Source organism: Flavobacterium nackdongense (genome assembly GCF_004355225.1).
Taxonomy (GTDB): domain Bacteria; phylum Bacteroidota; class Bacteroidia; order Flavobacteriales; family Flavobacteriaceae; genus Flavobacterium; species Flavobacterium nackdongense.
In genome coordinates, this window is the sequence record NZ_CP037933.1 from 2,414,670 (window position 1) to 2,440,805 (window position 26,136).

Annotated in this window: 26 protein-coding genes; 2 read left to right on the plus strand and 24 right to left on the minus strand. The window is 36.1% G+C overall.

The window, feature by feature from the left end; genetic code table 11:
- Positions 1–158: 158 nt before the first annotated feature.
- Both E1750_RS10300 and E1750_RS10305 read right to left on the minus strand, forming a co-directional pair.
- Entirely contained in the window at positions 159–470 is a 312-nt protein-coding gene (locus E1750_RS10300) for a DUF4286 family protein (RefSeq protein ID WP_133276693.1), read from the minus strand.
- Between the two features lie 372 nt (positions 471–842).
- Positions 843–2,714 (minus strand): Nramp family divalent metal transporter, encoded by a 1,872-nt coding sequence (locus E1750_RS10305; RefSeq protein ID WP_133276694.1) that lies wholly within the window; start codon positions 2,712–2,714, stop codon positions 843–845.
- Positions 2,715–2,812: 98 nt separating this feature from the next.
- On the opposite strand from E1750_RS10305, the gene E1750_RS10310 reads away from it, so the two are divergent.
- Together E1750_RS10310 and E1750_RS10315 are read left to right on the plus strand one after the other, a co-directional pair.
- Entirely contained in the window at positions 2,813–3,568 is a 756-nt protein-coding gene (locus E1750_RS10310; RefSeq protein WP_133276695.1) for a transporter, read from the plus strand.
- Between the two features lie 109 nt (positions 3,569–3,677).
- Positions 3,678–4,088 carry a BrxA/BrxB family bacilliredoxin gene (locus tag E1750_RS10315; RefSeq protein ID WP_133276696.1) on the plus strand — a complete coding sequence of 137 codons (411 nt, stop codon included), beginning with the start codon at positions 3,678–3,680 and terminating at the stop codon, positions 4,086–4,088.
- 119 nt (positions 4,089–4,207) lie between these two features.
- Here E1750_RS10315 and E1750_RS10320 read toward each other — a convergent pair whose 3' ends face one another.
- The 22 genes from E1750_RS10320 to hemA form a co-directional block, all read right to left on the minus strand.
- A complete protein-coding gene (locus E1750_RS10320; RefSeq protein WP_133276697.1) occupies positions 4,208–5,809 on the minus strand; it encodes a fumarate hydratase in 1,602 nt (533 codons plus the stop codon).
- Between the two features lie 339 nt (positions 5,810–6,148).
- Complete coding sequence (gene tnpA / locus E1750_RS10325) at positions 6,149–6,610, minus strand: IS200/IS605 family transposase (RefSeq protein ID WP_133276698.1); 462 nt, start codon at positions 6,608–6,610, stop codon at positions 6,149–6,151.
- 240 nt (positions 6,611–6,850) lie between these two features.
- Positions 6,851–8,290 (minus strand): nucleoside recognition domain-containing protein, encoded by a 1,440-nt coding sequence (locus tag E1750_RS10330; RefSeq protein WP_133276699.1) that lies wholly within the window; start codon positions 8,288–8,290, stop codon positions 6,851–6,853.
- Positions 8,277–8,729 carry a hypothetical protein gene (locus E1750_RS10335; RefSeq protein WP_133276700.1) on the minus strand — a complete coding sequence of 151 codons (453 nt, stop codon included), beginning with the start codon at positions 8,727–8,729 and terminating at the stop codon, positions 8,277–8,279. The genes E1750_RS10330 and E1750_RS10335 overlap by 14 nt, the downstream gene beginning before the upstream one ends.
- 11 nt (positions 8,730–8,740) lie before the next feature.
- Positions 8,741–9,454, minus strand: a complete 714-nt coding sequence (locus E1750_RS10340) for a 3'-5' exonuclease (RefSeq protein WP_133276701.1) — start codon at positions 9,452–9,454, stop codon at positions 8,741–8,743.
- Between the two features lie 51 nt (positions 9,455–9,505).
- Positions 9,506–11,803 carry a glycoside hydrolase family 3 N-terminal domain-containing protein gene (locus E1750_RS10345; RefSeq protein WP_227873872.1) on the minus strand — a complete coding sequence of 766 codons (2,298 nt, stop codon included), beginning with the start codon at positions 11,801–11,803 and terminating at the stop codon, positions 9,506–9,508.
- A 149-nt stretch (positions 11,804–11,952) separates the two neighbouring features.
- Positions 11,953–12,432 (minus strand): methylated-DNA--[protein]-cysteine S-methyltransferase, encoded by a 480-nt coding sequence (locus tag E1750_RS10350; protein WP_133276703.1) that lies wholly within the window; start codon positions 12,430–12,432, stop codon positions 11,953–11,955.
- Between the two features lie 7 nt (positions 12,433–12,439).
- Complete coding sequence (locus tag E1750_RS10355; protein ID WP_133276704.1) at positions 12,440–14,314, minus strand: beta-N-acetylhexosaminidase; 1,875 nt, start codon at positions 14,312–14,314, stop codon at positions 12,440–12,442.
- A 189-nt stretch (positions 14,315–14,503) separates the two neighbouring features.
- Positions 14,504–14,884, minus strand: a complete 381-nt coding sequence (locus tag E1750_RS10360) for a c-type cytochrome (protein WP_133276705.1) — start codon at positions 14,882–14,884, stop codon at positions 14,504–14,506.
- 3 nt (positions 14,885–14,887) lie between these two features.
- A complete protein-coding gene (hemB, locus tag E1750_RS10365; protein ID WP_133276706.1) occupies positions 14,888–15,883 on the minus strand; it encodes a porphobilinogen synthase in 996 nt (331 codons plus the stop codon).
- Between the two features lie 24 nt (positions 15,884–15,907).
- Entirely contained in the window at positions 15,908–16,852 is a 945-nt protein-coding gene (locus tag E1750_RS10370) for a DUF4421 family protein (protein ID WP_133276707.1), read from the minus strand.
- Positions 16,843–17,745 (minus strand): oxygen-dependent coproporphyrinogen oxidase, encoded by a 903-nt coding sequence (hemF, locus tag E1750_RS10375; RefSeq protein ID WP_133276708.1) that lies wholly within the window; start codon positions 17,743–17,745, stop codon positions 16,843–16,845. Before hemF ends, E1750_RS10370 begins: the two co-directional genes overlap by 10 nt.
- Positions 17,745–18,578, minus strand: coding sequence for a BRO family protein (locus E1750_RS10380; protein WP_133276709.1), 834 nt, complete (start codon positions 18,576–18,578; stop codon positions 17,745–17,747). Before E1750_RS10380 ends, hemF begins: the two co-directional genes overlap by 1 nt.
- Before the next feature lie 60 nt (positions 18,579–18,638).
- On the minus strand, positions 18,639–19,262 hold the full coding sequence (locus E1750_RS10385) for a DUF3667 domain-containing protein (protein WP_165698035.1): 624 nt from the start codon (positions 19,260–19,262) through the stop codon (positions 18,639–18,641).
- Positions 19,263–19,359: 97 nt separating this feature from the next.
- Positions 19,360–19,899, minus strand: a complete 540-nt coding sequence (locus E1750_RS10390; protein ID WP_133276711.1) for a GNAT family N-acetyltransferase — start codon at positions 19,897–19,899, stop codon at positions 19,360–19,362.
- 38 nt (positions 19,900–19,937) lie between these two features.
- The gene (locus E1750_RS10395) at positions 19,938–20,318 is read right to left on the minus strand and encodes a hypothetical protein (protein WP_133276712.1); all 381 of its coding nucleotides are present in this window, start codon (positions 20,316–20,318) and stop codon (positions 19,938–19,940) included.
- 123 nt (positions 20,319–20,441) lie between these two features.
- Positions 20,442–20,993, minus strand: coding sequence for a hypothetical protein (locus E1750_RS10400; protein WP_133276713.1), 552 nt, complete (start codon positions 20,991–20,993; stop codon positions 20,442–20,444).
- 128 nt (positions 20,994–21,121) lie between these two features.
- Positions 21,122–22,150 (minus strand): uroporphyrinogen decarboxylase, encoded by a 1,029-nt coding sequence (gene hemE, locus E1750_RS10405; RefSeq protein ID WP_133276714.1) that lies wholly within the window; start codon positions 22,148–22,150, stop codon positions 21,122–21,124.
- Between the two features lie 49 nt (positions 22,151–22,199).
- Entirely contained in the window at positions 22,200–22,883 is a 684-nt protein-coding gene (locus E1750_RS10410) for a uroporphyrinogen-III synthase (RefSeq protein ID WP_133276715.1), read from the minus strand.
- Between the two features lie 53 nt (positions 22,884–22,936).
- Complete coding sequence (locus tag E1750_RS10415) at positions 22,937–23,482, minus strand: hypothetical protein (RefSeq protein ID WP_133276716.1); 546 nt, start codon at positions 23,480–23,482, stop codon at positions 22,937–22,939.
- A gap of 83 nt (positions 23,483–23,565) precedes the next feature.
- Complete coding sequence (hemC, locus tag E1750_RS10420; protein ID WP_133276717.1) at positions 23,566–24,561, minus strand: hydroxymethylbilane synthase; 996 nt, start codon at positions 24,559–24,561, stop codon at positions 23,566–23,568.
- Between the two features lie 56 nt (positions 24,562–24,617).
- Complete coding sequence (gene hemA, locus E1750_RS10425; protein ID WP_133276718.1) at positions 24,618–25,922, minus strand: glutamyl-tRNA reductase; 1,305 nt, start codon at positions 25,920–25,922, stop codon at positions 24,618–24,620.
- Positions 25,923–26,136 lie beyond the last annotated feature (214 nt).

Consider the following 26,136-nt stretch of genomic DNA (forward strand, 5'->3'; position numbering starts at 1 on the left):
AAAGAGGCCGCAGCTCGATACATTTTGTATAGCTGGATTTAGTCCAGTTAGCAACGCTAAACAAGAGAGAAAGAGCCCGAGGCTCGGCGCATATTATGATTTGATCTTTAAATACTGCCATCTCAACTGAACACTAAAACCTGACCACTGAGCACTTTTTAACGCTCCAAAATCACTTCTAATTCTGTTCTGAAAGATAACATTTTCTCTCCAAATAATTTACCTCCTTCTTGACGCAATGTTGGTGCATCTTCCGAGTAATATTTTTGCAAAGTTTCCTTGCTGTCCGTCGTGTATTGAACCGAATAAGTGATTCCTCCCATTTCTTCTTCAATTAAAACGCGTGCCATTTTGGCCGAAGAGAATTTTCCCGTGGCCAGCATTTCCGGTATGTGTTTGTGTTGCATCCAAATCATCCATTGGTCGTGAACACTTTCGTGTATGTTTGTGGTAACGTTGTAAATTATCATTTAAAAAATATTAAAGTTGAAGCTTTAAGTACCAAGATATTTGTACTTCCCTGAAATGGGGTAACCATAAAAATCATTTTATATGAATGCAAATTTAAAAGAAATTAGGAAACACCGCGCCTACCGTGATGAGTTTACAAAAGAAATTGTAAATTTTTACGAAAATGGAAAATATTATGTTCAACTGTAAGGATTGAATAATGGTTGATTTACCAATGGTTTTATAAATTTTGCACTTTCACAAAATAGAAATTGAATGGCTAGAAATGAAATAAAGTATCAAAAAAATAATTGAACAACTATAAATCAGAATATTGATAATTTAAAGTACACTCATTACATACTAAACACTCTTTTTTTTAATACTTTCATTTAAATTTTCACAATAAATAGCGGAATCGAAATCTGGTGTCGCAACTTATCGACAGTAGTTCCAAAAAGTAAATCTTTGAAACCCGTGTGACCGTGCGTACCCATTACCAAAACATCAAAACCTCCTTTGTTGATGATCGCTGGAATTACTTTATAAGGTTTGCCAAAACCTAATTTGGTTTTCACCTTAAATCCTTTTTCAGAAAGCATTTCCTTGTATTCGGCCAATAATTTTTCGTCAATTAAGGTTTCGTGATCTTCGATATTCTTACCGTAAACCATCGCTCCCACCGTTTCTACTACGTGAATCAAGGTGTACTTAGCTTCGATTCCGCCCAATTCAAAGGCACTGTTTATCGCTACCGCATCGGCAGAAGTGAAATCGACCGTAATAGCAATACGCTTTGTATTATACCTTGCAATATCTGAAAATTGGAGATCTAAATTATGTGGAGAGTGATTTTGAAATTCAAGTTTAGTTTTGGTTATAAAAGGTTTGAACACGATATACAACAGCAAAATCAAAAATCCGAAAGCCATAGGCACCACTGTAAGCCACAAAACAATTGGATTTTCCGCAGTTTCGAGCCAGCCCACAATTTCATTATACACCAATTTTACATTCAAGGAAACAATAATGGTAGCTACAATCCAAGAACCAATTTGAGTCAATGTACTAATGTGAAAACCTTTCATTTTTGATTTATCCGATACAAAATGTATCAGCGGAATAATAGCAAAACCCAATTGCAAACTCAAAATAACCTGACTCAAAATCAGCAATTTTCCGGTTACGCTTTCGCCAAAAATAGAAATAACTATTACCGCAGGCACAATCGCGATCAATCGGGTAATAATTCTTCTTACCCAAGGCTGAATCCTTAGATTTAAATAGCCTTCCATCACGATTTGTCCTGCCAAAGTTCCCGTAATGGTGGAGCTTTGTCCTGCCGCAATCAAGGCAACGGCAAACAAAATTGGGGCCCATTTTGTACCTAAAATTGGGGCCAAAAACTGATGCGCATCTTGAATTTCGGCCACTTCAAACATTCCATTTTTGTAGAATGTGGCTGCTGCCAATATTAAAATCGCGGCATTGACAAAAAAAGCTAGGTTCAATGCAATCGTACTATCGATTAAATTGTATTTCAAAGCTTGTTTGATACCCGCCACACTTCGGTCAAATTTTCGGGTTTGAACAAGAGAAGAATGCAAATATAAATTGTGAGGCATAACCGTAGCTCCAATAATCCCGATGGCGATGTAAAGCGCAGCCGAATTAGGCATCGACGGAATTAACCCTTGCACCACTTTACCCATCTCGGGTTGGGCAAAAATCATTTCGAAAATAAATGAAATTCCGATGATAGCGACCAATGCGATAATGAATGCTTCCATTTTTCGGATGCCTTTATTGATTAAGAAAAGCAATAAAAATGTATCCAAAACGGTAATAATTACTGCATCAATCAGCGGGATGTCGAACAATAAATTGATTCCGATTGCCATTCCCAAAACCTCAGCTAGATCGCAAGCCGCAATGGCAATTTCAGCCAAAAAATAAAGAATATAATTGATAAAAGGCGAATAGGTTTCGCGAGAAGCTTGCGCTAAATCACGTTGGGTTACAATCCCCAATCGGGCACTCAAACTTTGCAAAAGCAAGGCCATCATATTACTCATTAACAAAACCCAAAGTAAGGCATACCCAAACTGACTTCCACCAGCAATATCAGTCGCCCAGTTTCCGGGATCCATATACCCCACACTAATTAAATAAGCGGGGCCAAAAAAGGCAAGAATTTTTCTGAAAGTCGAGGTTTTATTTTGTGTGGCTACCGATTGATTTACTTCTTCTAAAGATTTGCTCATGACTGAAATTGAATTAGTAAGGCAAATATATACAAAAAGATTTTGTATGAGTAATTATTTTTTTAGATTTGTCTAAAAAATAATTCAAATAGAAAAAAATGAAAAAATCGCTCTTTCTATTATTCTTGTTGCCCGTTCTAAACACCAATTTGATTGCCCAAGATTTACCTTCTATTCAAACTGACAGGCCTGATCAAACGGAATGTCCATTTATTACACCCCGACACTATTTTCAGCTTGAAAATGGGTTTTCCTATGAAAAGAATAATTTCCAATCCGAACTAATTGTTGTGCCTTCGACCTTAACTCGTTTTGGGATCACCAATTATTTTGAATTGCGATTGATTACCGAATTTGTAATTTCTAGAGAAAACGAACTCAATTATTCTGGCATTAACCCCATTTTAATTGGCTTCAAAACAAGACTTTTAGAAGAAAAAGGAATCATTCCAACCACTTCACTGATTGCCCATATTGGATTCCCTGAAGTAGCTTCGAGTGATTATCGAGCCAATTATTATTATCCTGAATTTCGATTTACGATGCAACACACCCTAAGCGATAGGCAAACCCTAAGTTATAATTTGGGCGCCGAATGGAATGGAATTGACAAAAAACCCACTTTTATCTACACCTTAACAACAGGATATTCGTTGACGGAAAAGATAGGGGCTTACATCGAATTCTATGGATTTATACCACAAATTGGGGAGGCAGATCACCGGTTTGATCTCGGTTTGACCTATTTATTCAATCCTAATCATCAATTTGATGTTTCAGGAGGATTTGGTTTATCGGCCAATTCTCCGGAATATTACCTTGCTTTGGGCTATTCGTTTCGATTTAAAACCTAGTTAGAAGATGCTATCAAACTATAACAAAACTTTATTATTCAAACTTACAACTTGGTTTGAATCTTTGTAACTTTGCCACTTTCTAATTTTAATCTAAAAAAATAAAAATATGTATCCACAAGAAATGGTTTTACCAATGCAAGCTGAATTAACTTCCGTTGGTTTTCAAGATTTACATAGTGCCCAAGCGGTAGATGCCGCAATAAAAACAGAAGGAACAACATTAGTGGTTGTAAATTCGGTTTGTGGTTGTGCTGCAAGAAATGCTCGCCCAGGGTCGGCAATGAGTTTAGACAACACCAAAAAACCAGATCATTTAGTGACTGTTTTTGCTGGAGTTGATAAAGAAGCTGTTGATGCTGCGAGACAACATATGTTCCCTTTTCCTCCTTCATCGCCAAGCATTGCCTTGTTCAAAGATGGCGAATTGGTTCATATGCTAGAGCGTCATCACATCGAAGGACGACCTGCTGAAATGATAGCAGACAATTTGAAAGATGCTTTCAACGAGTTTTGCTAAAAATTTTAGGTATTAAAAAACCTCCTTTTTACAAAAACAAAACTAAAAATAAACCTCAAATGCGCAGATTTCAATGAAATTTGCGAATTTGAGGTTTTAAATTTGAGCTAGGTTAACGATTACAAATTCTCAAAGAAATCATTTCCTTTATCGTCGGTGATAATAAAAGCAGGGAAATCTTTGATGGTGATTTTTCGAACGGCTTCCATACCTAATTCTTCAAAATCAACTACTTCAACCGAAAGGATGTTCTCTTTGGCCAAAATAGCCGCAGGACCTCCAATAGATCCCAAATAGAATCCACCGTAAGCTTTACAAGCATCTTTAACGGTTTTAGTTCTGTTTCCTTTGGCAAGCATCACCATACTGCCTCCATTCTTTTGGAATTCTTCTACATAAACGTCCATTCTACCCGCTGTTGTTGGTCCAAAACTTCCTGATGGCATTCCTTCTGGTGTTTTTGCCGGTCCTGCGTAATAAACAGGGTGGTTTTTGAAGTATTCTGGCATTGGTTTACCCGCATCCAATAATTCTTTGATTTTGGCGTGAGCAATATCACGAGCTACGATCAAAGTTCCGTTCAATTTCAAACGTGTTTTAATCGGATATTGTGATAGTTTTTTCAGAATATCAGCCATAGGTTGATTCAAATCAATTTCGACTGCTGGTTCCAAATGTGGCGCTATTTCCGGCAAAAATTGGCTCGGATTTACTTCTAATTGTTCTACGAAAATACCATCTTTCGTGATTTTTCCTTTAATATTTCTATCAGCAGAACACGAAACTCCCATTCCAACCGGACAAGAAGCAGCGTGGCGTGGCAAACGAATAACGCGAACATCGTGCGTGAAATATTTACCTCCAAATTGAGCTCCAATGGCGCTTTGTTGGCAAATTAACTGTACTCTTTTCTCCCATTCTAAATCACGGAATGCCTGACCGGCCATATTTCCAGAAGTTGGCAAATGATCAAAATAACCTGCCGAGGCTTTTTTAACGGCAGCTAGATTTGCTTCCGCAGAAGTTCCTCCAATCACTAAAGCCAAGTGATAGGGCGGACAAGCCGAAGTTCCTAAATCCATTATTTTGGCACGAATGAAAGCATCCAAAGATTTTTCATTCAATAGCGATTTTGTTTGTTGGTATAAATAGGTTTTATTGGCAGAGCCACCGCCTTTTGCCAAGAACAAAAACTCGTACGACGCTCCTTTTTTGGCATAAATATCAATCTGCGCCGGAAGATTCGAACCTGAATTTTTCTCTTCAAACATACTGATGGGTACAATCTGAGAATAACGAAGGTTTCTTTCTTGATAAGTGTTAAAAATCCCCTTAGAAAGCCATTCGGCATCATCGACACCTGTGTATACATTTTCGCCTTTTTTAGCCACTACAATCGCCGTCCCGGTGTCCTGACAAGAAGGCAATTCACCGTCAATCGCCACCGCTGCGTTTTGCAATAAATTATAAGCCACAAAACGATCGTTGTCCGTCGCTTCTGGATCGTCAAGAATGGCTTTTAATTTTTCTAAATGTGCTGTTCGCAACATAAAAGAAACGTCATTCAAGGCTTCCTGAGCCAATAATTCCAATCCTTTTGGTTCAACTGTCAAGATTTCTCTATCGCCTAGTTTTTCAGTTTTTACAAAATCAGACGTGATTTTACGGTATTGGGTATCGTCTTTTAAAATGGGGTAAGGATCCTGATATATAAAGTCCATAATGTAAGGTATTTAAAATTTTAGATTGCCAAAGATAAGAAATGTATCCATAGTCAAACCTGATTTATATCAACTAATGTTTTAGAATTGATTTAAATTAAATGATTTGAATCCATAAAAATGACAACATTAATATTTCCCCACGGATTAAAACCGCTGCTACAATATGTTTCATCATACGCCAACGGATTAAAATCCGTTGCTACAAGATATCTCGTTCCTACGGAACTTTTACATTTTTACAGGCTTCTTAGAGCCGTCGGCTCGGTACATTTTGTAGCAACGGATTTTAATCCGTTGAAAACAATAAAACATAAAAAAAAGAGCCGTAGGCTCGGCTCATATTAAGTCTTCAAAAACATATCTTTCATCAAAAGTTACTTGAAATTTATCTAAAAATTCCAAATATTCTTCTTTAAAAGTTTGTTTCTTGTGATGTTCTTCTTGATTAAGAATATATTTGTAAACGGCATCAATTTGAGAATGACTATAAGAAAAAGCTCCATAACCTTCCTGCCATTCAAATCTAGATTTGGTCAAATGATGGTCATTAATATATTTTGATGATTTGGCTTTCACCGTTTTCATTAGTTCCGAAATAGAAACTGTTGGTTTTAAACCTAAAAAACAATGAACGTGATCTTCAACACCATTAACAATTATTGTTTTAGACCCTGTTCCATTTATCAAATTGCCAATTACGCCAAATAATGTAGATTTCCATTCATTGGTAATAATAGCTTCACGGTATTTTACCGCAAAAACAACCTGAATATAAACTTGATGATAGGTGTTTGCCATAATTGTCTTTTATATTTCTACATCAACGGATTAAAATCCGTTGCTACAATATGTGTCGTTGCTACATCAACGGATTAAAATCCGTTGCTACTATTTGTCGTTCCTACGGAACTATTGCGTTTCTGAGAGCCAGCGGCTCGACATATTTTGTAAGGCTGGACTTCAGTCCAGTTTCATCTGCAAACCACAATCAAAAAAGAGCCATCGGCTCGACACTTTTTTTTTGCCTAACCTATAATTTTAAAAAAACCAGCTCGCCACAAAAATTGCTGTAATCACGCAAATCACGTCCACTAAAAGCATCGTTCCTAAAGCGTATCGGGTATTTTTGATATTGACAGAACCAAAGTAAACCGCAATCACGTAAAAGGTACTTTCGGCACTGCATTGAAAAATACTACTCAATCTTCCCGTCATAGAATCGGCACCAAAAGTATTCATCGAATCGATCAAAAACCCTCTTGAACCTGCAGAACTAAAAGGTCTTAATAAGGCTACGGGCAAAGCATCAGTGATTTCTTTGCTCACTCCCATATTCGAAAAGGCAAAAGCAATCCAATTGCTAATAATTTCAAATAGTCCACTGTTTCTAAATAACGAAATTGCCACCAACATTCCCAGAACATAAGGAAAAATAGTAACTCCTGTTTTTACACCATTATTGGCGCCTACCACAAAGGCTTCATAAACAGTCGTATTGGCCTCGGTAAATTTCTTTTCTTTAAGGAAAGAAAAAATCAAGGTAAAAATGATAATACTTACTAATATTAAAGCCGAAAGATTAGAAGTGAAATAGTTTTTGCCAATTAAATCGAGATGGTTTACGTACATTAAAAGTCCGATAATGGCCGCTATTAGCACCATTAAACCAGTAACTAAAGAAGCACTTTTGAAATTAATTTTTTGTTTGATTCCAACAATCAAGAAAGCAGCAATGGTGCCAATAAAAGAGGTAATAATACAAGGCAACATCACGTCGGCAGGATTGCTGGCGCCGGCGGCAGCGCGATACCCAATAATAGAAGTTGCAATTAAAGTAAGTCCTGAAGCATGCAAACACATAAACATAATTTGCGCATCGCTGGCCTTATCTTTTTCGGGATTTATTTCTTGTAAACTTTCCATAGCTTTCAATCCAAAAGGAGTAGCAGCGGAATCCAACCCTAAGAAATTGGCAGCAAAATTTAAAGTCATATAGGAAATCGAAGGGTGATTTTTGGGAATACTTGGAAACACTTTTACAAATACCGGACTCAGGGCTTTTGCCAGTTTTTCTGACACTCCCGAAATGATTAAAAGTTCCATCAAGCCACAGAAAAAGGCTAAATAGGCCATCAATGGCAAGATCAAATCGAGTAAAGTGCTTTTACAAGTGGGCAATAATCCATCAGATTTTTGAACACCACTAAAAATTTTAACTACTTTATTTTTATACACATAAGTAGTATCAGCATTTAGTGTATCTCTATTGATAATAAAGGTCTTTTCTTCCGATTTATTGATGCTGTCTTTTATAAAAATAGGAATCTGATCGATATATTTTTCAGAAATCAAAATAGGATCGTCTTTTTTTCCATTCAAAACATTGTCAATCGTATAACTGTTGCCAGAAAACAAACTGAAAATCACAAATGCAATCGACGAAATGAAAATAACCAACCAAAATCTACTTAATACCATAATCTATAATTTTTGTAAATGTAATATTTTGTTTTTTAAAAAGAATAGTAAGAACCAAAAGAACACTTTGTTGAAAAAGAATTACATAGCAACCATATCCCAGCATATCGTAAGAATTGTAAATAGAAATTAACATTAGTCCTAATGTTAAAACAATCAATAACAAACTAACATTTTTTCTATTAAAAAATAGTAAAACAGGTGAAAACACAATTGAAAAAATTACTAGAATAGTCAAGAAAAAACCAAAAATATCCAAATAAGAGAAGGATGATAAGGTAAAAAAGTCATATAAACACTTAATAAAAGGATCAAAATAATAAGAGGTTGAGCACTCACCATCCAAACCACAACCGATCGCAATAGATTTATTATAAGGCAGGAATAATGAAATTAATCCAAGAAGACTTAATCCCAAAAGAATAATTTTTTTATACATTTTGAAATTGTTTAAACGTGAATAATTTCCTCCTCAATCAATAAATCTTCGCGCCTTAACCGAAGGAAAATCTGTGCCACAGCAATCGTATCTTTTTCACAATAAGTTACAATACGATCGATGTCTTTGTCCACATAAAAAACGTGACCTACTTGACTGCCGTCGATGTCGCCTTTTGGAGAAGGAATTCCAAGGACTTTACACATTAATTTCAAGGAAGTAAAATGTTTGTAATCACCAAATTTCCACAATTCCAAAGTGTCTAAATGCGGAATTTCCCAAGGTTTTTTGCCAAACAAATTCAGCTTGTTGGGAATGGCAATGTTGTTAATAATCATTCGGCGTGCGATGAACGGAATGTCGAATTCCTTTGCATTATGACCACACAAAACGTGTTGCGGTTGGTTGAAATGATTGTTCAACAGATTGATGAAATCGTGCAGAATTTTCTTTTCATCTCCAAAAAAGGATGTCACACGAAAATTCCGAACATCACCTTTGATAGTAAAATAACCCACAGAAATACAGACTATTTTTCCAAATTCTGCCCAAATTCCGGCACGGTCATAAAAATCTTCTGGTGTGTATTCGTCTTTGCGCTGGTATTGGGTTTTGTTTTCCCAAAGTGCTTTCATTTCATCATCCAAAGAATTAAAATCGGCTACTTCTGGAATTGTTTCGATATCGAGAAACAAGATGTTGTTGAGGTTGATTTTTTCTATCATAAGGCAAATGTTTTTAAAGATTTTAGGTTAGTTATTTTTTTAAAAATACTACTAGTTTTCTACTTTCAAAATCACTTTTTGCAAGTCTTTATCAGCTGATGAACTGCCTACCAAGATTTCAAAATCACCAGCTTCTACTGTATATTTCATTGACAAATCCCATAGCGAAAGTGTATCTGGTGTAATATCGATAGTGATTGTTTTGCTTTCTCCAGCTTTCAACAAAACTCTTTTAAATCCTTTCAATTCTTTCACGGGAACGGTTACTGAACTCACCAGATCGTGAATATACATTTGAACGATTTCATCTCCGTCTGTTTTTCCAATATTTGTAACTGTTACGCTTATAGATGAACTCTCACCAATTTTGATTGTGTTCTTGTTCAAAACTGGTTTAGAATAAGTAAAACTAGTGTAACTTAAACCAAAACCAAAATTATAAAGCGGGGAATTTTCTTCGAAGTGATAGCCTCTTCGAGCCGTTGGTTTATGATTGTAATAGGCTGGAATTTGACCTGTAGTTCGTGGGAAAGTTGCTGGTAATTTACCACTTGGATTTACATTACCCAACAAAACATCTGCAACGGCATTGCCTCCTTCTTGACCCAAATACCAACATTCCAAAATAGATTTTGCCTTTTCTTGTACATTTTGAATGGCCAATGGAGCTCCGTTAAATAAGGTAACAACGATTGGTTTTCCTAATTTTGACAATCTATTTAGTAATTCATTTTGCTGTCCAAAAAGTTCAATACTGGATCGATCTCCTAAATGATTTTCTGCCCATCCTTCTCTATTTAATGCTTCATCTGAACCAAGTGCTAAAATGATAACGTCAGCATTTTCAGCAACTTTTACAGCCTCTTCGATACGGGCTTTATTGTCAGTTTCTGCGGTAGGTGTTATAGCATCTTTGTACCATCTGTTCCATTGGTTTTCTTCAATCAACCGACAACCTTCGGCATAAGACACTTTTACTTTATTCCCAACTTTATTTTTTATTCCCTCCAATAATGTTATAACGTATTTGGGAGAATCACTATATCCACCCAATTGTTTGCGATCTGCATTGGGGCCTATAACGGCTACTGTTTTAATTTTAGATAAATTCAAAGGTAAAAAAACATCGTTATTTTGCAACAAAACAATGGCTTTATCGGCAGCTTCTTTCGCTAATTTCTTGCTTGATTCCATGTTTGAAACCACTTCAGCATTGGCAACATCTACATAAGGATTTTCGAATAACCCCATTGAAAATTTTGCTTTTAAGATTCTAGAAACGGTTTCATCAAGAATTTCTATAGCTAATTTTCCAGACTCAATTGCTGGCTTCAAATATTGGTATGTCGTAATATCCGGAGTTTCAATATCGACTCCCGTTTTGAATGCCAAAATTCCCGCTTCGGCTTGAGTTTCTGTCAAATGATGGCGACTTTGAAGTTCCGAAATGGCACCATAATCAGATACCACTAGGCCTTTGAAACCCCATTCGTCTTTCAAAATTTTCTTAAGTAAAAAAGTGTTGGCGTGCGAAGGAACTCCATCAATTTCGTTGTAGGAAGCCATTACAGACTGCGCATTTGCTTCCTTAATAGCGGCAAAAAATGGAGGCAAAAAGGCTTCTCTTATTTCTCTCTCACCTAAGTTTGCAGGGGAAGTGTTATTTCCTGCTTCTGGCTGTCCATGACCTGTTAAATGTTTCAGAGTAGCCATAACATGATTTTTATCTATTCCGTTTGTCGTATTTTCTCCTTGAAATCCTTTTACTGCGGCAACACCCATTCGAGAAACCAAGAAAGGATCTTCTCCATAAGTTTCCTCAAAACGTCCCCATCGAGGATCACGAGCAATATCAATTACGGGCGCCAAAACGTGATGAGCTCCACGAGAGCGTACCTCAGCAGCTACTGAAGTAAAAATACGCTTTATTAAATCATCATCCCAAGTCGAAGCCAGAGCTATAGACTGAGGAAAACTAGTAGCATCTTTGGCTGGTAAACCGTGAAGTGCTTCTTCGTGAAATAGAACAGGGATTCCTAAACGCGTATTATTGACAAAGAATTTTTGAATTGCATTGGTAATTGCTGCCATTTCTTTAGGATTTCGACCATAACTTCCATTCAAAGAACCATTTGGATTTTCGCTAGGACGATTAATTTCTCCTATTCCAAATGACATATTTTTTTTGGCTTTTTCAATATCAAAATTACCATTTGCATCATACAAAAACTCGCTTCGTTTTTGCCATATACTCATGGTTTGAGCCACTTTTTCGTCTAGTGTCATTTTACTTAAGAGATCGCTTACGCGAACGTCTATGGGTTGTTTTGGGTCTTTATATATCGGCATTTGGGCAGAAATAAAACAAGTTTCAAAGAGAAATAGCAGTACATAAACAGTTTTTTTCATAAGAAATGAATAATAAATATATAATTTTTTGAATTGGTTTTCAGAATAATCGATAATCTAGTTTTTTATATTTCAAATATACATTTAATTTATAGGCCATTAAACAGCACTTGTTGCTTCGTGGGATTTTCGTGTTCCAGCAACCATTTTTTGCGCCACAAACCGCCTGCATAACCTGTGAGCGAACCATCGGTTCCGATGACTCTGTGGCAAGGAACGACAATCCATAATGGGTTTTTTCCATTGGCGGAAGCCACGGCACGAATGGCTTTGACATCTCCTAATTTCTTAGATAATTCTAGATACGACATTGTTTTCCCGAAGGGAATTTCGAGTAATGCTGCCCAGACTTTTTGTTGAAATTCGGTTCCCGATGGATTTAATTTGAAAGTGAAATCAGTCCTTTTTCCTTCGAAATAATCCTGAAGTTGAGCAATGGGTTCTAGTAAAACTTCTGGAATTGTTGTAGAAATAGTTCCTTCATCAGAAACGGAAATTACTGAAATGCCTTCTAGGTCACCCGTTATTTTGGCAATTCCTAAAGGGGTTTTAATGAATGCAGTTTCCATTTTTGCTTTATTTCCCAAGTCTTTTTTCAAGTAAATCTCTACTAATGGTCAGCATTCTGCCTATTTGGACTCCATTTCGATAGGCTACCACTCTAAAGGTGATGTCTCCCTTAGGAATCTCAAAAGGATGAGTATATTTTGGAGAATATTTGGCCGGAAAAGTACCATCGATAGTATAATACAATTCTACATTTGACAATTCAGCGGCTAGCGTACACATCATTTTTCCATCGACCATTTTGGTGGTAACAATTGGATCGTAGACTGCTTTAGAAATAGGTTTTTCGATGGCATCGAATCTTTTGAAATGCTGTTCGACTCTAGCTGAAAAATTTTCCCAATTTTTGGTCGAATAAGGACTCCAAACCGATTCGCTAATACCGAAAGCTCTTGGATAAGTCATGTAAAAAGCGTGCTGAATGGTTGGGATTTCTTCGGTCCAAAGGTTTGCTTGACCTCCTAAAATGAATTTTGAATCGACACCTTCAGGCGCTGGTTCAAACTCATAGGTTTTTTTTAATGACAATTTGCTGTAAATGGGCACCTCAACCGAAGGGTCTCCTTGAACATAATCTAAATAAGCAAAAGTGTTGGGCGACATAATTGCTTCATGCCCTAATTGGGATGCTTTTATTCCACCTTCAATTCCTCTCCAGCTCATAACGGCGGCTCCATCTGCTAGGCCTCCGTAAAGAATTTCGTCCCACCCAATGACTTTTTTTCCTTTGGAATTGATAGTTTTGGCGACTCTTTTGATAAAATAGCTTTGCAATTCTTTGGCGTCTTTTAAATTTTCTCTTTTCATCAGCGCCTTACAATTTTCGTCCTTTTCCCAATAGCCGTGATAACATTCGTCGCCACCTAAATGAATATAATTCCCGGGGAATAAAGAAGCAATTTCTCCAAAAATAATGTCCAAAACAGAATATACTTTCTCGTCGGCTGGGTTCAAAGAATTTTCAATAGTCATTGTAAAAGTACCATCGCCGTGCCATTCGGCAAATTTGGAACCTGGATTGACCATTTTGGGTTCTTTTAGGGTAGATAATTCTGGGTAGGCTGCCAGCAAGGCCATAGAATGTCCTGGTACATCAATTTCGGGTACAATCGTAATTTGTTTCTCTGATGCATATCGAATAATCTCTCTAATGTCGTCTTGAGTGTAAAAACCTCCGTAGGGCGTTTTCTCTCCTTCTTTTGGCGCCTCTCTTTCTCCAAATGAGCCAAAACGTGCTACACGCCAAGCGCCTATTTGGGTCAGTTTTGGCAAACCTTTGATTTCGATTCTCCAGCCGTTATCGTCGGTCAGGTGCAACTGCAGCGTATTAAATTTATATTTTGCCATCCAATCGATGTATTCTTTTACTTCGGATTTGGTAAAAAAATGCCGACTTACATCGAGCATTAATCCTCGCCAACCAAAGCGCGGATAATCTTTGATTTTACAAGCTGGAATTGCGATGTTTTCTTCAGCACTTTTAGCAATAGGAACCAATTGATCGAAGGTTTGTAGCCCATAAAACAATCCTGCGACAGCATTTGCTTTTAAGACAATTTCTTTCTCGCCAACCTCAAGTGAGTAGCCTTCTTTTCCGAGGGTTTGCTCCGAAATTTTGTTTAATTCAATTCGGATGAGGCTGGCATTATTAGCGGGCCGTTCCTCGGAGACGGAGTATCCTTTTCCGGAATCGGAACTAAAATGCAATTTTACAATCTTGTTGAGTTCGGGATTGGAGTTTACTAAATAGACTTTTGTTTTTGAGTTTAAAACAAAACTTCCTTGTTGTGAAACATAACTAACTGGATTTGGGATAATGGAGTGTTGTGCTTTTAGGCTAAAAACCATTAGAAAAAACAGCGCAATTGAGGATTTTAATTTCATTATCTATGTTTTATACTGTATTCAAATATAATGATTTATTAAAAGCAAAAAACCACTTCGATAGAAATGGTTTTTGTTTCTTCTTAGCCCTTATGGTAACGGCATCCTTTTAGGGCGGGGTTCGCCCTAAAAGATATAGTGGACAGAAGGAAAAAGCTCCTCATTATTGCCCTCAATACTACACTTAAATTATTTTAAATGCGAATATACGTAGGCTTCTAAGGCTTTTAATTCCTCATCTGTAAATGTTTTTGTTACGGCAAAATTAGCTTTCATCACTTCGTATTGCGACGGATCGACAATAGGTTTTCCTTCGCCTTTTAGAAAACTAATCATATCGCCATTTTTTTCTTTATAAATTTTGGCAATGTCTTGTAGACTCGGCCCAACCAGCTTTATATCGGGTTTGTGGCAAGCTACGCAGGCTCCTTTTCCTTCAAAAAGAGTTTTTCCTAAGGCTTCGGGTTTTTGAACTTCGGTTGTAGTTCCAGACTTTCCAAAGGATTCCTCACTCTCTTTTTTGCAAGAGACAAATGCTAAAACGGCAAATAAAAAGACAATTTTTTTCATTTTTTATTGATTTAAAATTATCGCCGCTTCTTTGGCGAAATAAGTCGAAATTAAACTTGCACCCGCTCTTTTGATACACATAAGTTGTTCCATCATAATCTTATCGTGATCGAGCCAACCTCTTTCGGCAGCGGCTTTGATCATCGCATATTCGCCTGAAACGTGAAAAACTGTCACGGGAACATTCACGGCATTTTTGACTTCGCGAACGATGTCAAGATAGGCAATTCCGGGTTTTACCATCACCATATCGGCGCCTTCTTCGACATCTGAAAGTGCTTCTTTGACGGCTTCGATGCGGTTGGCATAATCCATCTGATAGGTTTTTTTGTCTTTTGGTACTTCTACCTCAGCTTCGCGTGGCGCACTGTCCAAAGCATCGCGGAATGGCCCGTAAAATGCCGAAGCGTATTTGGCCGAATAACTCATTATGCCCACATTGTGAAATCCTGCGGCATCCAATCCTTCGCGCAAACGCAAAACTCGGCCGTCCATCATATCAGATGGGGCAACGAAATCGGCTCCGGCTTGTGCGTGGGAAACGGCCATTTTTACTAAAGCAGCATTGGTCGCATCGTTTTCGACATCGCCATTGGCAATAATTCCGTCGTGACCATAAATCGAATAAGGGTCTAACGCCACATCAGGCATCACAATCATTTCAGGACAAGCTTTTTTGATGGCTTTGATGGCTTGTTGCATCAATCCGTTTGGATTCCAAGCTTCTTTTCCGGTATTGTCTTTCAAATCCTCGCTTACTTTTACGTAAATATTCACCGCTCGAATTCCTAAAGCATAGATTTCTTTGACTTCTTCAACGGTTAAATCTATCGAACGACGGAAAATTCCCGGCATCGAGGGAATTGCAACTTTTACATTATCGCCTTCGGCAATAAACATTGGAAACATAAAATCACTTGGATTTAATGTCGTTTCACGCACCAAGGAACGAATGCTTTCATTGGTTCTTAATCTTCTACCTCTGTGTAATGGAAACATATTTAATAAATTTTAGATTTTGTTTTAAAGCCCTGTTTTTTGATGAACTGTTTCAAATATTTTTTCAACCTTTTTTGGTGGGGCAAAACGATACCCTACTGTGAAATTTATACTCGAAATATTGTCATTTAATTGTATGTTGGCATTGCTATTTTGGCCAAATGCGAAATAGTTAAGATTTAAAAACGCAAAAAAAGAATCGGTATTATAGCCTGTTTTAAGACTTATGTTCGATTCTACAACACCCGAAATATGGCTGTCTACCTTATTAATTCCTCCGCCGACAGCTACTCCCGCCGATATTAAAAATTGGTTATTAATGACAAAATTATAATAGTATGAAGGTGATAACGCAATTTCTAAAATATCACTTTGTGATGAGGGCGGCCCATCATTCAAATCAAGATTGGTGTAAAAAATGGCAAAATTAGGCACAAAACTACCTGAACTCTTGGTCTGCCATTGCTTTTGATTGGCTATTGTTTTGAGCGAAAAATTGGGATTAAAAATATAGGATGTGATGCCTCCTATTTTGGTCGATCTCATGTCTGAAAACGGGAATTTTACTTCAAATTCATTCACATAAAACCCTTTTTGGTTAATAAAAGTAAGGGTCTGCATCCATTGCTTTACAATAAATCGGGTACTGATGTTAAAAAGTTTTGAGTCACCATTATCCTTATTGGCATTAAAAAACTGAGGCGATATACCGTATGAAACGTCAACAAATTTATAAGAAACACTCATGCCTATCTGTTGTCGATGATTGGGAATCAAATCTACTTTTAATGTGCTGCCATCAGAAATGGAAGTTACAAACCGAAAAGTATTGGACACATCCAAGTAGTACATACTGGCGATTACATTATCATCGTACGCTTTGAAATACGGATTTGAAAGAGGTTTTTCTTGAGCGTAGCAGCCAAAAAGTCCCCCAAATACAATAAAGCAAAACGTTTTTATACCCATTCTTTAGGATTTTCTAATATTGCCACTAGTTTCTCTTCTTCGCTTCCTTTTTCAGGATGATGGTCATAAACCCATTGTACGTGTGGCGGCAAACTCATCAGGATACTTTCGATTCTGCCATTGGTTTTTAGGCCAAACAGCGTGCCTTTGTCATGTACCAAATTGAATTCGACATAACGACCGCGACGGATTTCCTGCCAAGTTCTATGGGCATCCGAATATACTACATTTTTTCTTTTCTCCACAATTGGAACATAAGCTTCGAGAAAACTGTTGCCAACTTCGGTTACGAAATTGAACCAATTTTCCATTGACATCTCTTCGGATGCTTTGCAATAATCGAAAAACAAACCGCCAATTCCTCGAGCTTCATTGCGATGTGCGTTCCAAAAATAGGCATCACATTGCTTTTTATATTTTGGATAAAATTCCAGATTGTGTTTATCGCAAGCCGTTTTACAGGTTTGGTGAAAGTGTTTGGCATCTTCCTCAAACAAATAATAAGGCGTTAAATCTTGTCCGCCACCAAACCATTGCTGAATGACTTTTCCATTGTCATCATACATTTCGAAATAGCGCCAATTCGCGTGAACCGTTGGCACCATTGGATTTTTAGGATGCAAAACCAAACTCAATCCACAAGCAAAGAAATCAGCTTCGCCCACGTTGAACAATTTTTGCATCGAATCTGGTAATTTTCCGTGAACGGCAGAAATATTGACGCCGCCTTTTTCGAAAACTGCTCCATTTTCGATCACGCGTGTTCGTCCGCCTCCGCCTTCTGGTCGTTTCCAGATATCCTCACGGAATTTAGTTGTGCCATCAACATCTTCCAATCCTTTGCAGATTTGGTCTTGAAGGGTTTGTATGTATTGGTAGAATTTATTTTTCATTATTCTAATTCCTTGTTCTTTTCCAAATAATTCGCAGCATTCAAGGTATTGACTACTTTTTTGCCTGTCTTTTCTTCAATTTGCTTGCGTGTATTTCCCGCAATTGTGCCTCCTTGCTTGGCAATTTTTTTATTTTCAACAAAAGTTTTAGGTTTCTTTTCCTTGCTAATTTCTGTTGTGGTAGCTTCTGCCAACATATTGAGAACCAATTCAAGGTTACTCATATTGTCGCGCAAATTTTCCTTTTTTAACCCTTTGTGATTCTTGTATTGTTTGACCGATAAACCGCTCCAAGCTTTGGTAATCTCATCGGTAAGAATGGCATACTCTTGTCCTTTTTTCACTCCTCGTTTGTCCCATTCATCTGTAAGGTCTTTTCTTACTTCAATACTTTTTAGACGTTGGTTTACCCATTCTTTCGAATATCCTTTTTTGAGATAGGTTCCCATAAGTCGGTCAAAACCCAATTCTGGATCTTCAATTTCATCAATTCGTTCCCTTCCCACTTGAGCTAACCACAGTTTGAAAGGTTCCGCCTTTTTTGATGGAACAGATTGTATTAAACGAAACAATTGTTCGGTATCGGCAATGTCAGTTAACCTCATCTTTCCATCTTCGGCAAGAAGTTTAAACTGTCCGATTTTTTCGGACACTTCACTTCCTTCTTTTATTAATTTGGATTTTAAATCACTCCAATATTTTCTTGGTCTATCGTTTTCAATCAAAACTTGCAATACATCAATGATAGAAAAGTACCATTTTTCTTCTTCATCGCTCCAAATAGAACGAATTTGTTTTTGTTCGAATAGTTTAATGGCAGTTTCTTTGGTCATAATTTAAATCATTTGGTCTTGAAGGTTTTGTATGTATTGGTAAAACTGTTCTTTCATGGATTACATATAATATTTATTAATATATCCAATAACAAAAAAGATGGCAACGTGAGTTAGTACACCTAAAACAAATGCTAACATAGATTTTAAGTAATTCAATATCTTTTTCTCTCCAAAAAACTGTCCGATTGCCCAAATTTGATAAATAATAAAGAAAATAGTCAAATTACTAAAAGCACTTGTAATTTTAACTAACGTAATTAGTGGTACAATAACCAGTAAACCTGTCGCTAAAACATAGGACATCAATACAATCATTTCGAAAATATTGAATTTTCTATTTCTATATAATAATACTAACCAAGGTGCTATACAGAATCCAACAATAATGTTGGTGTATGCAATATGACTAATTAACCAATTGTCAATGGTTTTTAAATTTACTTTGTCTTTTAATGGTTCTATGTAACCCACATTTAAGTAAGTATATTGAATGTGAAAAATTGAGGTGAACAAAGTGAAAAGTAAAGATGCAAAAAACAAATAAACGATTGGTTTTACATATTTATTTCTATTTTCAAATAAATAGGTTCGAATAGTTTTACCTGGTTTAATTATTAATTGCCAAGCCGTAAAATGGAACCCTTTTTCAAAATGAAGAAGATGCTCAATTTCATGAACCATATATTGAAAATTAATTCTTTTAATATTCTTTGGTTGTCCACATTTTGAACAAAAGTCATCTACAATTTGATGGTTACAGTTTATACAATTTGTCATTTTATTTACAATCTGATTTCAATAGTCCGTAATAATTAATGTCTTCTAAAACTCCTTCGTGGTTTTTGAATTCTTCTCTCAAAATCCCTTCTTGTATAAACTTATGTTTTAATGCAATTTGTTGGCTAGCTTTATTGACTTTTGAAGTACAAATAAATATTTTATTCATTTTTAATTCCTCAAAACAAAATTCAATGGTTTGTGAAACCGCTTTGGAAATAATGCCTTGCCCTTCAAAAGTTGCGTCAATAAAATAAGCTAATTCGCATTTTGAAATATCTAATTTTATGTTCTTAATACAAACATATCCTATCAAATTATTTGTTTCATTATTTCTAATATAGAAAAAATAATTTTCTTTTTTTTCCTGTTTCTGTATATTATTATCTATAAAATCTGTTGCTTTGGCAAGATCCAAACAGTTAGAAACTGTAACAGGAAACGTCTTCTCAATATGCGTTTTGTTTTTAGATATAAGTTCGAAAAACTCTTCAGGAAGAATCTTGTCAATAGTTTCGGTTCTCCAATTGTTAAATTTCATAAGCTTTTGCATGGATTGAAATTACTCATTCATTCTAATTATAAATTTGCTTTCGCAGCAGCTATTTTATTAAAAATTCCAAACGAAAAGACCTTGCTTTCCTTTTGGACATAATCGTAAATGGCAATGGCTTTTCCTGAAAAATCAAACTGACTTTCTTTCGAAAAAGCCATCAAGAAATCGGCGAATATTTCGAAATGATTCCAGTCAAAATGAAGTCGCTCCAAATTGAAAATCAATTGCTTTTCGTCGAAATCATTAAGACTTTCGACATTCATTCCCAAATCTTTCAACTCATTTTCGAGAAGCAACAAATCTTCCAAGTTCCAAAACTTAGGCACAAAAGTCATTGAATGCAAAACCTTTAGAATGTTGTCTATTCGAATACTTTCCTGATCTCGTAAGCCTTTGTTTAGCATTTTATATTGTATGTTATCCTGCAAGGTTTTTTTCTAAACCTTGCAGGTGTTACTTTTTAGCTGGCCTTTCTAAACATACCTACAAGGTCAAAAAAGACCTTGCAGGAGACAAAATACTTCCATTTACTCAAAAGTATGTTTTTCAGTTAAAAAATCTTTTCTTTGATTGTGACAAAATATAAAATTTTCTAAACCTCCAAACAATCTTAAAACTTCTTCTCTCTCAATTTTTGTTTCTTTATCTGAAATAAATGCTTGATAAGAAGAGAACTTATATTCTTTAAAATCAAAACCTAAATGATGTTTCGGATTCAAATGCACATACAGTATCAATTGTTTTAAATACACTTCATCGCTGAGTCTTATTCGCTTGAAATGTTTTTCAAAAAGACTTCCTGTCCTATCAATATCTTTATTAAAAGCTTTTGCATATGAATTAAAAAAATTCGAAAAAGCCTGGGTTACTATTTTTTCATCATCATTTAATCGTATAACCAAATGAAAATGATTATCCATCAAACAATACCCAAATATCGAGATTTTACCCAATAGATATTTTGAAAATTGTTTCAGAAAGAATTTTTTGTTTTCATCATTTTCGAAAATTAAACACCCATTTATACCTCTATTATAAATATGATAATACCCGTCTTTTTCTAAAACTTCTAATTTCATAGTTCTAAAATTTGGTTGTTTCTCCTGCAAGGTTTTTTTCAAACCTTGTAGGTATCACTTTCAATATGATGGTTCTCAATATACCTACAAGGTTTGAAAAAAACCTTGCAGGAAACTCTGCGAATCACCTACTTTTGTCTATACTCCTTCACCGCATCCACAAACGCTTTGGCGTGATCTACAGGAATATTGGGCAAAATTCCGTGACCTAAATTGGCAATATATTTATCTTTTCCGAATTCGTCAATCATTTCGTGAACCATTTTCTTGATGACAGGAATTGGCGAAAGCAATCTTGACGGATCGAAATTTCCTTGCAAAGTGATGTTTCCACCTGACAAATAACGGGCGTTTCTCGGCGTACAAGTCCAATCTACTCCAAGTGCAGCAGCTTTGCTTTTTCCCATTTCCCCAAGCGCAAACCAACATCCTTTTCCGAAAACAATGACTTGTGTTTCATCTGCCAAAGCTTCCACGATTTGGTTGATGTATTTCCAAGAGAATTCCTGATAATCGACTGGCGAAAGCATTCCGCCCCAAGAATCAAAAATCTGAATAGCATTGCAACCTGCTTTTACTTTTTCTTTTAAATATAAAATAGTAGTATCTGTGATTTTTTGTAATAAAGTGTGAGCCGCAACTGGGTTTGAGAAACAAAATCCTTTGGCAGTATCAAAACTTTTCGAGCCTTTTCCTTCTACAGCATAACAGAAAATCGTCCAAGGCGAACCAGCAAAACCAATTAATGGCACCTCATCGTTCAACATTTCTTTGGTCAATTTCACGGCATCCATCACATAACCCAAAGTTTCTTGAATGTTTGGCACAAAAACTTGATTGACTTGTTCCATTGTGCGGATTGGATTCGGGATAATCGGCCCCAAATTGTCTTTCAATTCCACGTGAATTCCCATCGCTCTTGGCACCACCAAAATATCCGAAAACAAAATCGCTGCATCTGGTCCAATTCTGCGAATGGGTTGTACGGTGATTTCTGCAGCCAATTCCGGTGTTTCGCAACGAGTAAAAAAATCATATTTATCACGCAATGCTCTGAATTCAGGCAAATATCTTCCGGCTTGACGCATCATCCAAACGGGTGGGCGTTCAACAGTTTCTCCTCGTAATGCTTTTAAAAATAAATCGTTCTTTATCATTTTTCTTTTTTTACCGCTAAGACGCTAAGGCGCAAAGCATTTTTATTGTTTAATTAATATCGAGATTGAATTTTTGGATTACTTCTTCTATCAAAAGTTCTGTTGAAGGAATTTCTGGTAAAACAATATTTTTAGTAACCCCTTTTAATGCTTCAGCAGTGGTTTCGCCAATACAAAAGCAAATTTCGTTTTTTATTTTGTTATCCTTCAAATAACTTTCCACGGCCGAGGGACTGAAAAACATAATGCCATCAAATTTTTCTTCCTTAGAAATTTTAAAAGGTGTTAACTTGGTTTGATAAGTTTCGATTTCGTTAAACTCTACAGCAGCTGCTTTAAGTGCTTGGGGCAAGGTTTCTTTGCGTAAGTTCCCGCTAAAGAACGTAAAGCTTTCTTTGTTGTAAATCAACGTAATAATTTCGGCCAATTCCGATGCATAATCCATATAAACGGCAACCGTAAAGCCATTTTTTTCTAATAATTCTTTGGATTTTAAACCTACACAAAAAACGGTTTTAGATTGCAATTGTTCCCAATGGGGTTGTTCCATCAAACTTAAAATCGCATTTTGACTGCTAAAAATAAGGTTTTGATTGATATTGCTTAATTCAAAATCCGTGTTGGTTATTGCTATAAAATTGTCTTCCAAAAGATCAATTTTGGCATTAATAAAAGCTTGTCGTTGTTCGTTCGACAGTATTTTTGTGGATAGAATGGTGAGTTGCTTAGTCATTTAATTTAAGTTCTATAGCTACCCTTTTTTAGCTATTTGCGAATTGATTTGTCTTAATTTATCATTTTACAATTACTTCTTGCATTTTTTAAAATTTCTGCAAAAGTATTGTCTTTTGCATAAATTTGAATCCATTCAATTCCGTTAGATGCAGAAAAACAGATTGCAATATTATCTTTTTCAGCTTCTTCTCTACATTTCTTTATTGCTGAAATTGTATTTCCAGAATTTGGTGTGTTTAATAACCCTAAATAGAATGTGTTTTTAAAAATTTCGGAAAAATTTATTTTATCTTTCTCAATCACAATTATTATTGAACCTCTGTTCCAACGTGTTGCATTCCAAAGTTTTTCGTGACCAATTATACATTCTTTTGAAATGTCAATTTTATATTTTCCTTTTTCGTTTATTAATATATCTGAATTAAGTTTAACTATTTCATCATTTTTTTTTAAACCATAAACATATGAAAAACTACTATTTTCTAATAAAGGTTTTATAACCAAATTATGTGCAGGTAAAACACTTTCAACATCATAATGACAGCCTATTTTGCCCGTTAAATTTACCATTAAAGGTTTAAAAAAATCATTCACCATTTACAATGTTTCTTTTTTAGATTATTAAACAAATTATTTCTGCTCAAATAAAAAACATCAAAAACCATTTTAATAATTTCTACTTACTTCTTCAAACTCTCCTTAATAACTTTCATCAGCTCCGCTCCGCCGTTTTCCAGAATCTCACTGGCACAATTGAACCCTAATTTCTTCCATTCTTCAACGGGCACAATTTTTTCGATTTCCAATTTCTGTTTTCCGTCAATAGACAACAACGCGCCTTTGAAAACAAAGGTGTCTTCCAATTCGCAATATCTTGCCAAAGCGCCAATGGGTGCAGTACAACCGCCTTCGAGTGTTTTAAGGAATTGTCTTTCTATATAGGTGCAAATTTCAGTTTCAATATCGTTAAGTTGAGAAATTGCATCGAGAGTGAATTCATCATTTCCCATCGCAACAACTACCATTGCTCCTTGAGCTGGCGCTGGAATCATCCAATCTAGAGCCTCCCCAACCCCTCCGAAGGAGGGGCTTTTTATGGTGAATGAAGCACTACTTGCTCCCCTCTCCTTTGGAGAGGGGCTGGGGGTGAGGCCTAATCTTTCCAAACCTGCAGCGGCAAAAACGGCTCCACTCCAATCGCTCTCGTTCAGTTTTTGCATTCGAGTATTCACGTTTCCACGCAAATCGACTACCGTATGATTGGGATATTTATGCAGCCATTGGGCTTGACGACGCAAACTTCCGGTGGCGATGGTTGCGTTTCCTTCGAGAAAATCTAGGTTTCCTTTGTGAACCAAAATATCCAACGTATTGGCTCTTTCGAGAACCGCCGCTTGAACAATCCCAATAGGCAAAGCCGTTGGCACGTCTTTCATCGAATGCACAGCAATATCGACTTGGCCATTTAGCATAGCGATGTCGAGTGTTTTTGTGAAAATTCCGGTGATTCCGAGTTCGTAAAGCGGTTTGTCAAGGATGATGTCGCCTTGCGATTTTACGGCAATAATTTCGGTTTTATAGCCTAAATCATTTAATTTTTTTTGAACGGTATGGGCTTGCCAAAGCGCCAATTCGCTATCGCGAGTTCCAATTCGAATTGTTTTTTTTGAATTCATTAAACCTTTTTTCTTTTTTTAAACCATAAAGATATTAAGGTTTGTTTAGATTTTTACTATGACAGATTGATTTTGTATTTTTCTTCGGCAGCCGAAGTTGTTTTTTGTGGAGTTTGCAGTCCTATTTGGAATACTTTTTCGATAAACTCGATGCTATCATCAACCGAAGTGTTTTCGTCTTTGAGGTGACTGGCGAATTGATTGGTGATTTTTTGTATAATTCTAGAGGCGATCAATTCGGCTTGTTCTTCGTCGAAATTGGATAGTTTTTTACGTTGAAAAGTCAATTCTCCAGCAACAATGTCGTTCAATTTGGCTTTCAATGCGTGAATGGTTGGCGCATATTTTCGGCCATTCATCCAAGTATAAAGTTCCAATTTCATATCCTCGATAATGGCTTCGGCAGCTGGAATGTGCTGTTTTCTTCTTTCGAGCGTATCATCCGTCATTTGGGATAAATAATCCATATGGATTAAAGTGACTCCGGGAATTTGTTGCACATTGGCATTTACATTTTTTGGAATGGACAAATCCAAGACCAAAAGGTCCTTTTTTAAGTTCAACAAAGTTTTGTCGATGGTTGGATTTTGTGCGCCAGTTGCCACAACTAAGATATCGGCTTTTTGAAGTTCGAGATGTAAATCGGAATAATCTTTTACAATTAAATTCAATTTTCCAGCCAAAATTTCGGCGGTACTTTTGGTTCTGTTTATTAGGGTAATTTGCTCATTTTTAGTATGCTTAACTAAATTTTCGCAAGTATTTCTACCTATTTCGCCGGTGCCAAAAAGCAGAATGTTTTTATTGCCAATATTTTCAACATTGCGAATAATGTATTGAACTGCGGCAAAAGAAACAGAAGTGGCGCCCGAACTAATTTCGGTTTCGTTTTTAATTCTTTTGCTGGTTTGAATAACGGTATTGATTAATCGGTCGAGAAAAGCATTGATTAAACCCAAGGAACGAGACTCTTCAAAACTGTTTTTTATCTGGCCAATAATTTCGAAATCGCCGAGAATTTGACTGTCTAACCCTGTTCCCACTCGAAACAAATGGTCGATAGCTTCTTGGCTTTTATAGACAAATCCTACTTTTTGAAATTCTTCTACAGTGCCATTGCTGTTCTCGCAAACCAATTTTATCAATTGAAACGGGTGGTCGGCATAGCCATAAATTTCGGTGCGATTGCAGGTAGATGTCACGATTAAACTCTCGATGCCTTCTTCTTTGGCTTGCTGCAATACGTTGGTTTTTGCTTTGGCATCAAGACTAAACTTACCTCGCACTTCGGCGTCTGCTTTCTTGTAACTCAATCCTATGGAGTAGAAAGTTTTGTGTTTAGGTAGGTTTAGGTTTTCCATAAATGATCTATTTCTGAATCGGACTGGCAAAGTTATACTTATGGTTTTTATTAAAACAACGCTTAAAGTACTATTTGTATCGCCAAATGAATTTTGTTTAAAAATCTAATAAATTAATTATAAAAACAGTATTTTTGTAATGAAATCAGGCATTTATAAAACAAATGTAAATTTTATTTATTAACAAATACCTGATAATTATCATATTAATTAA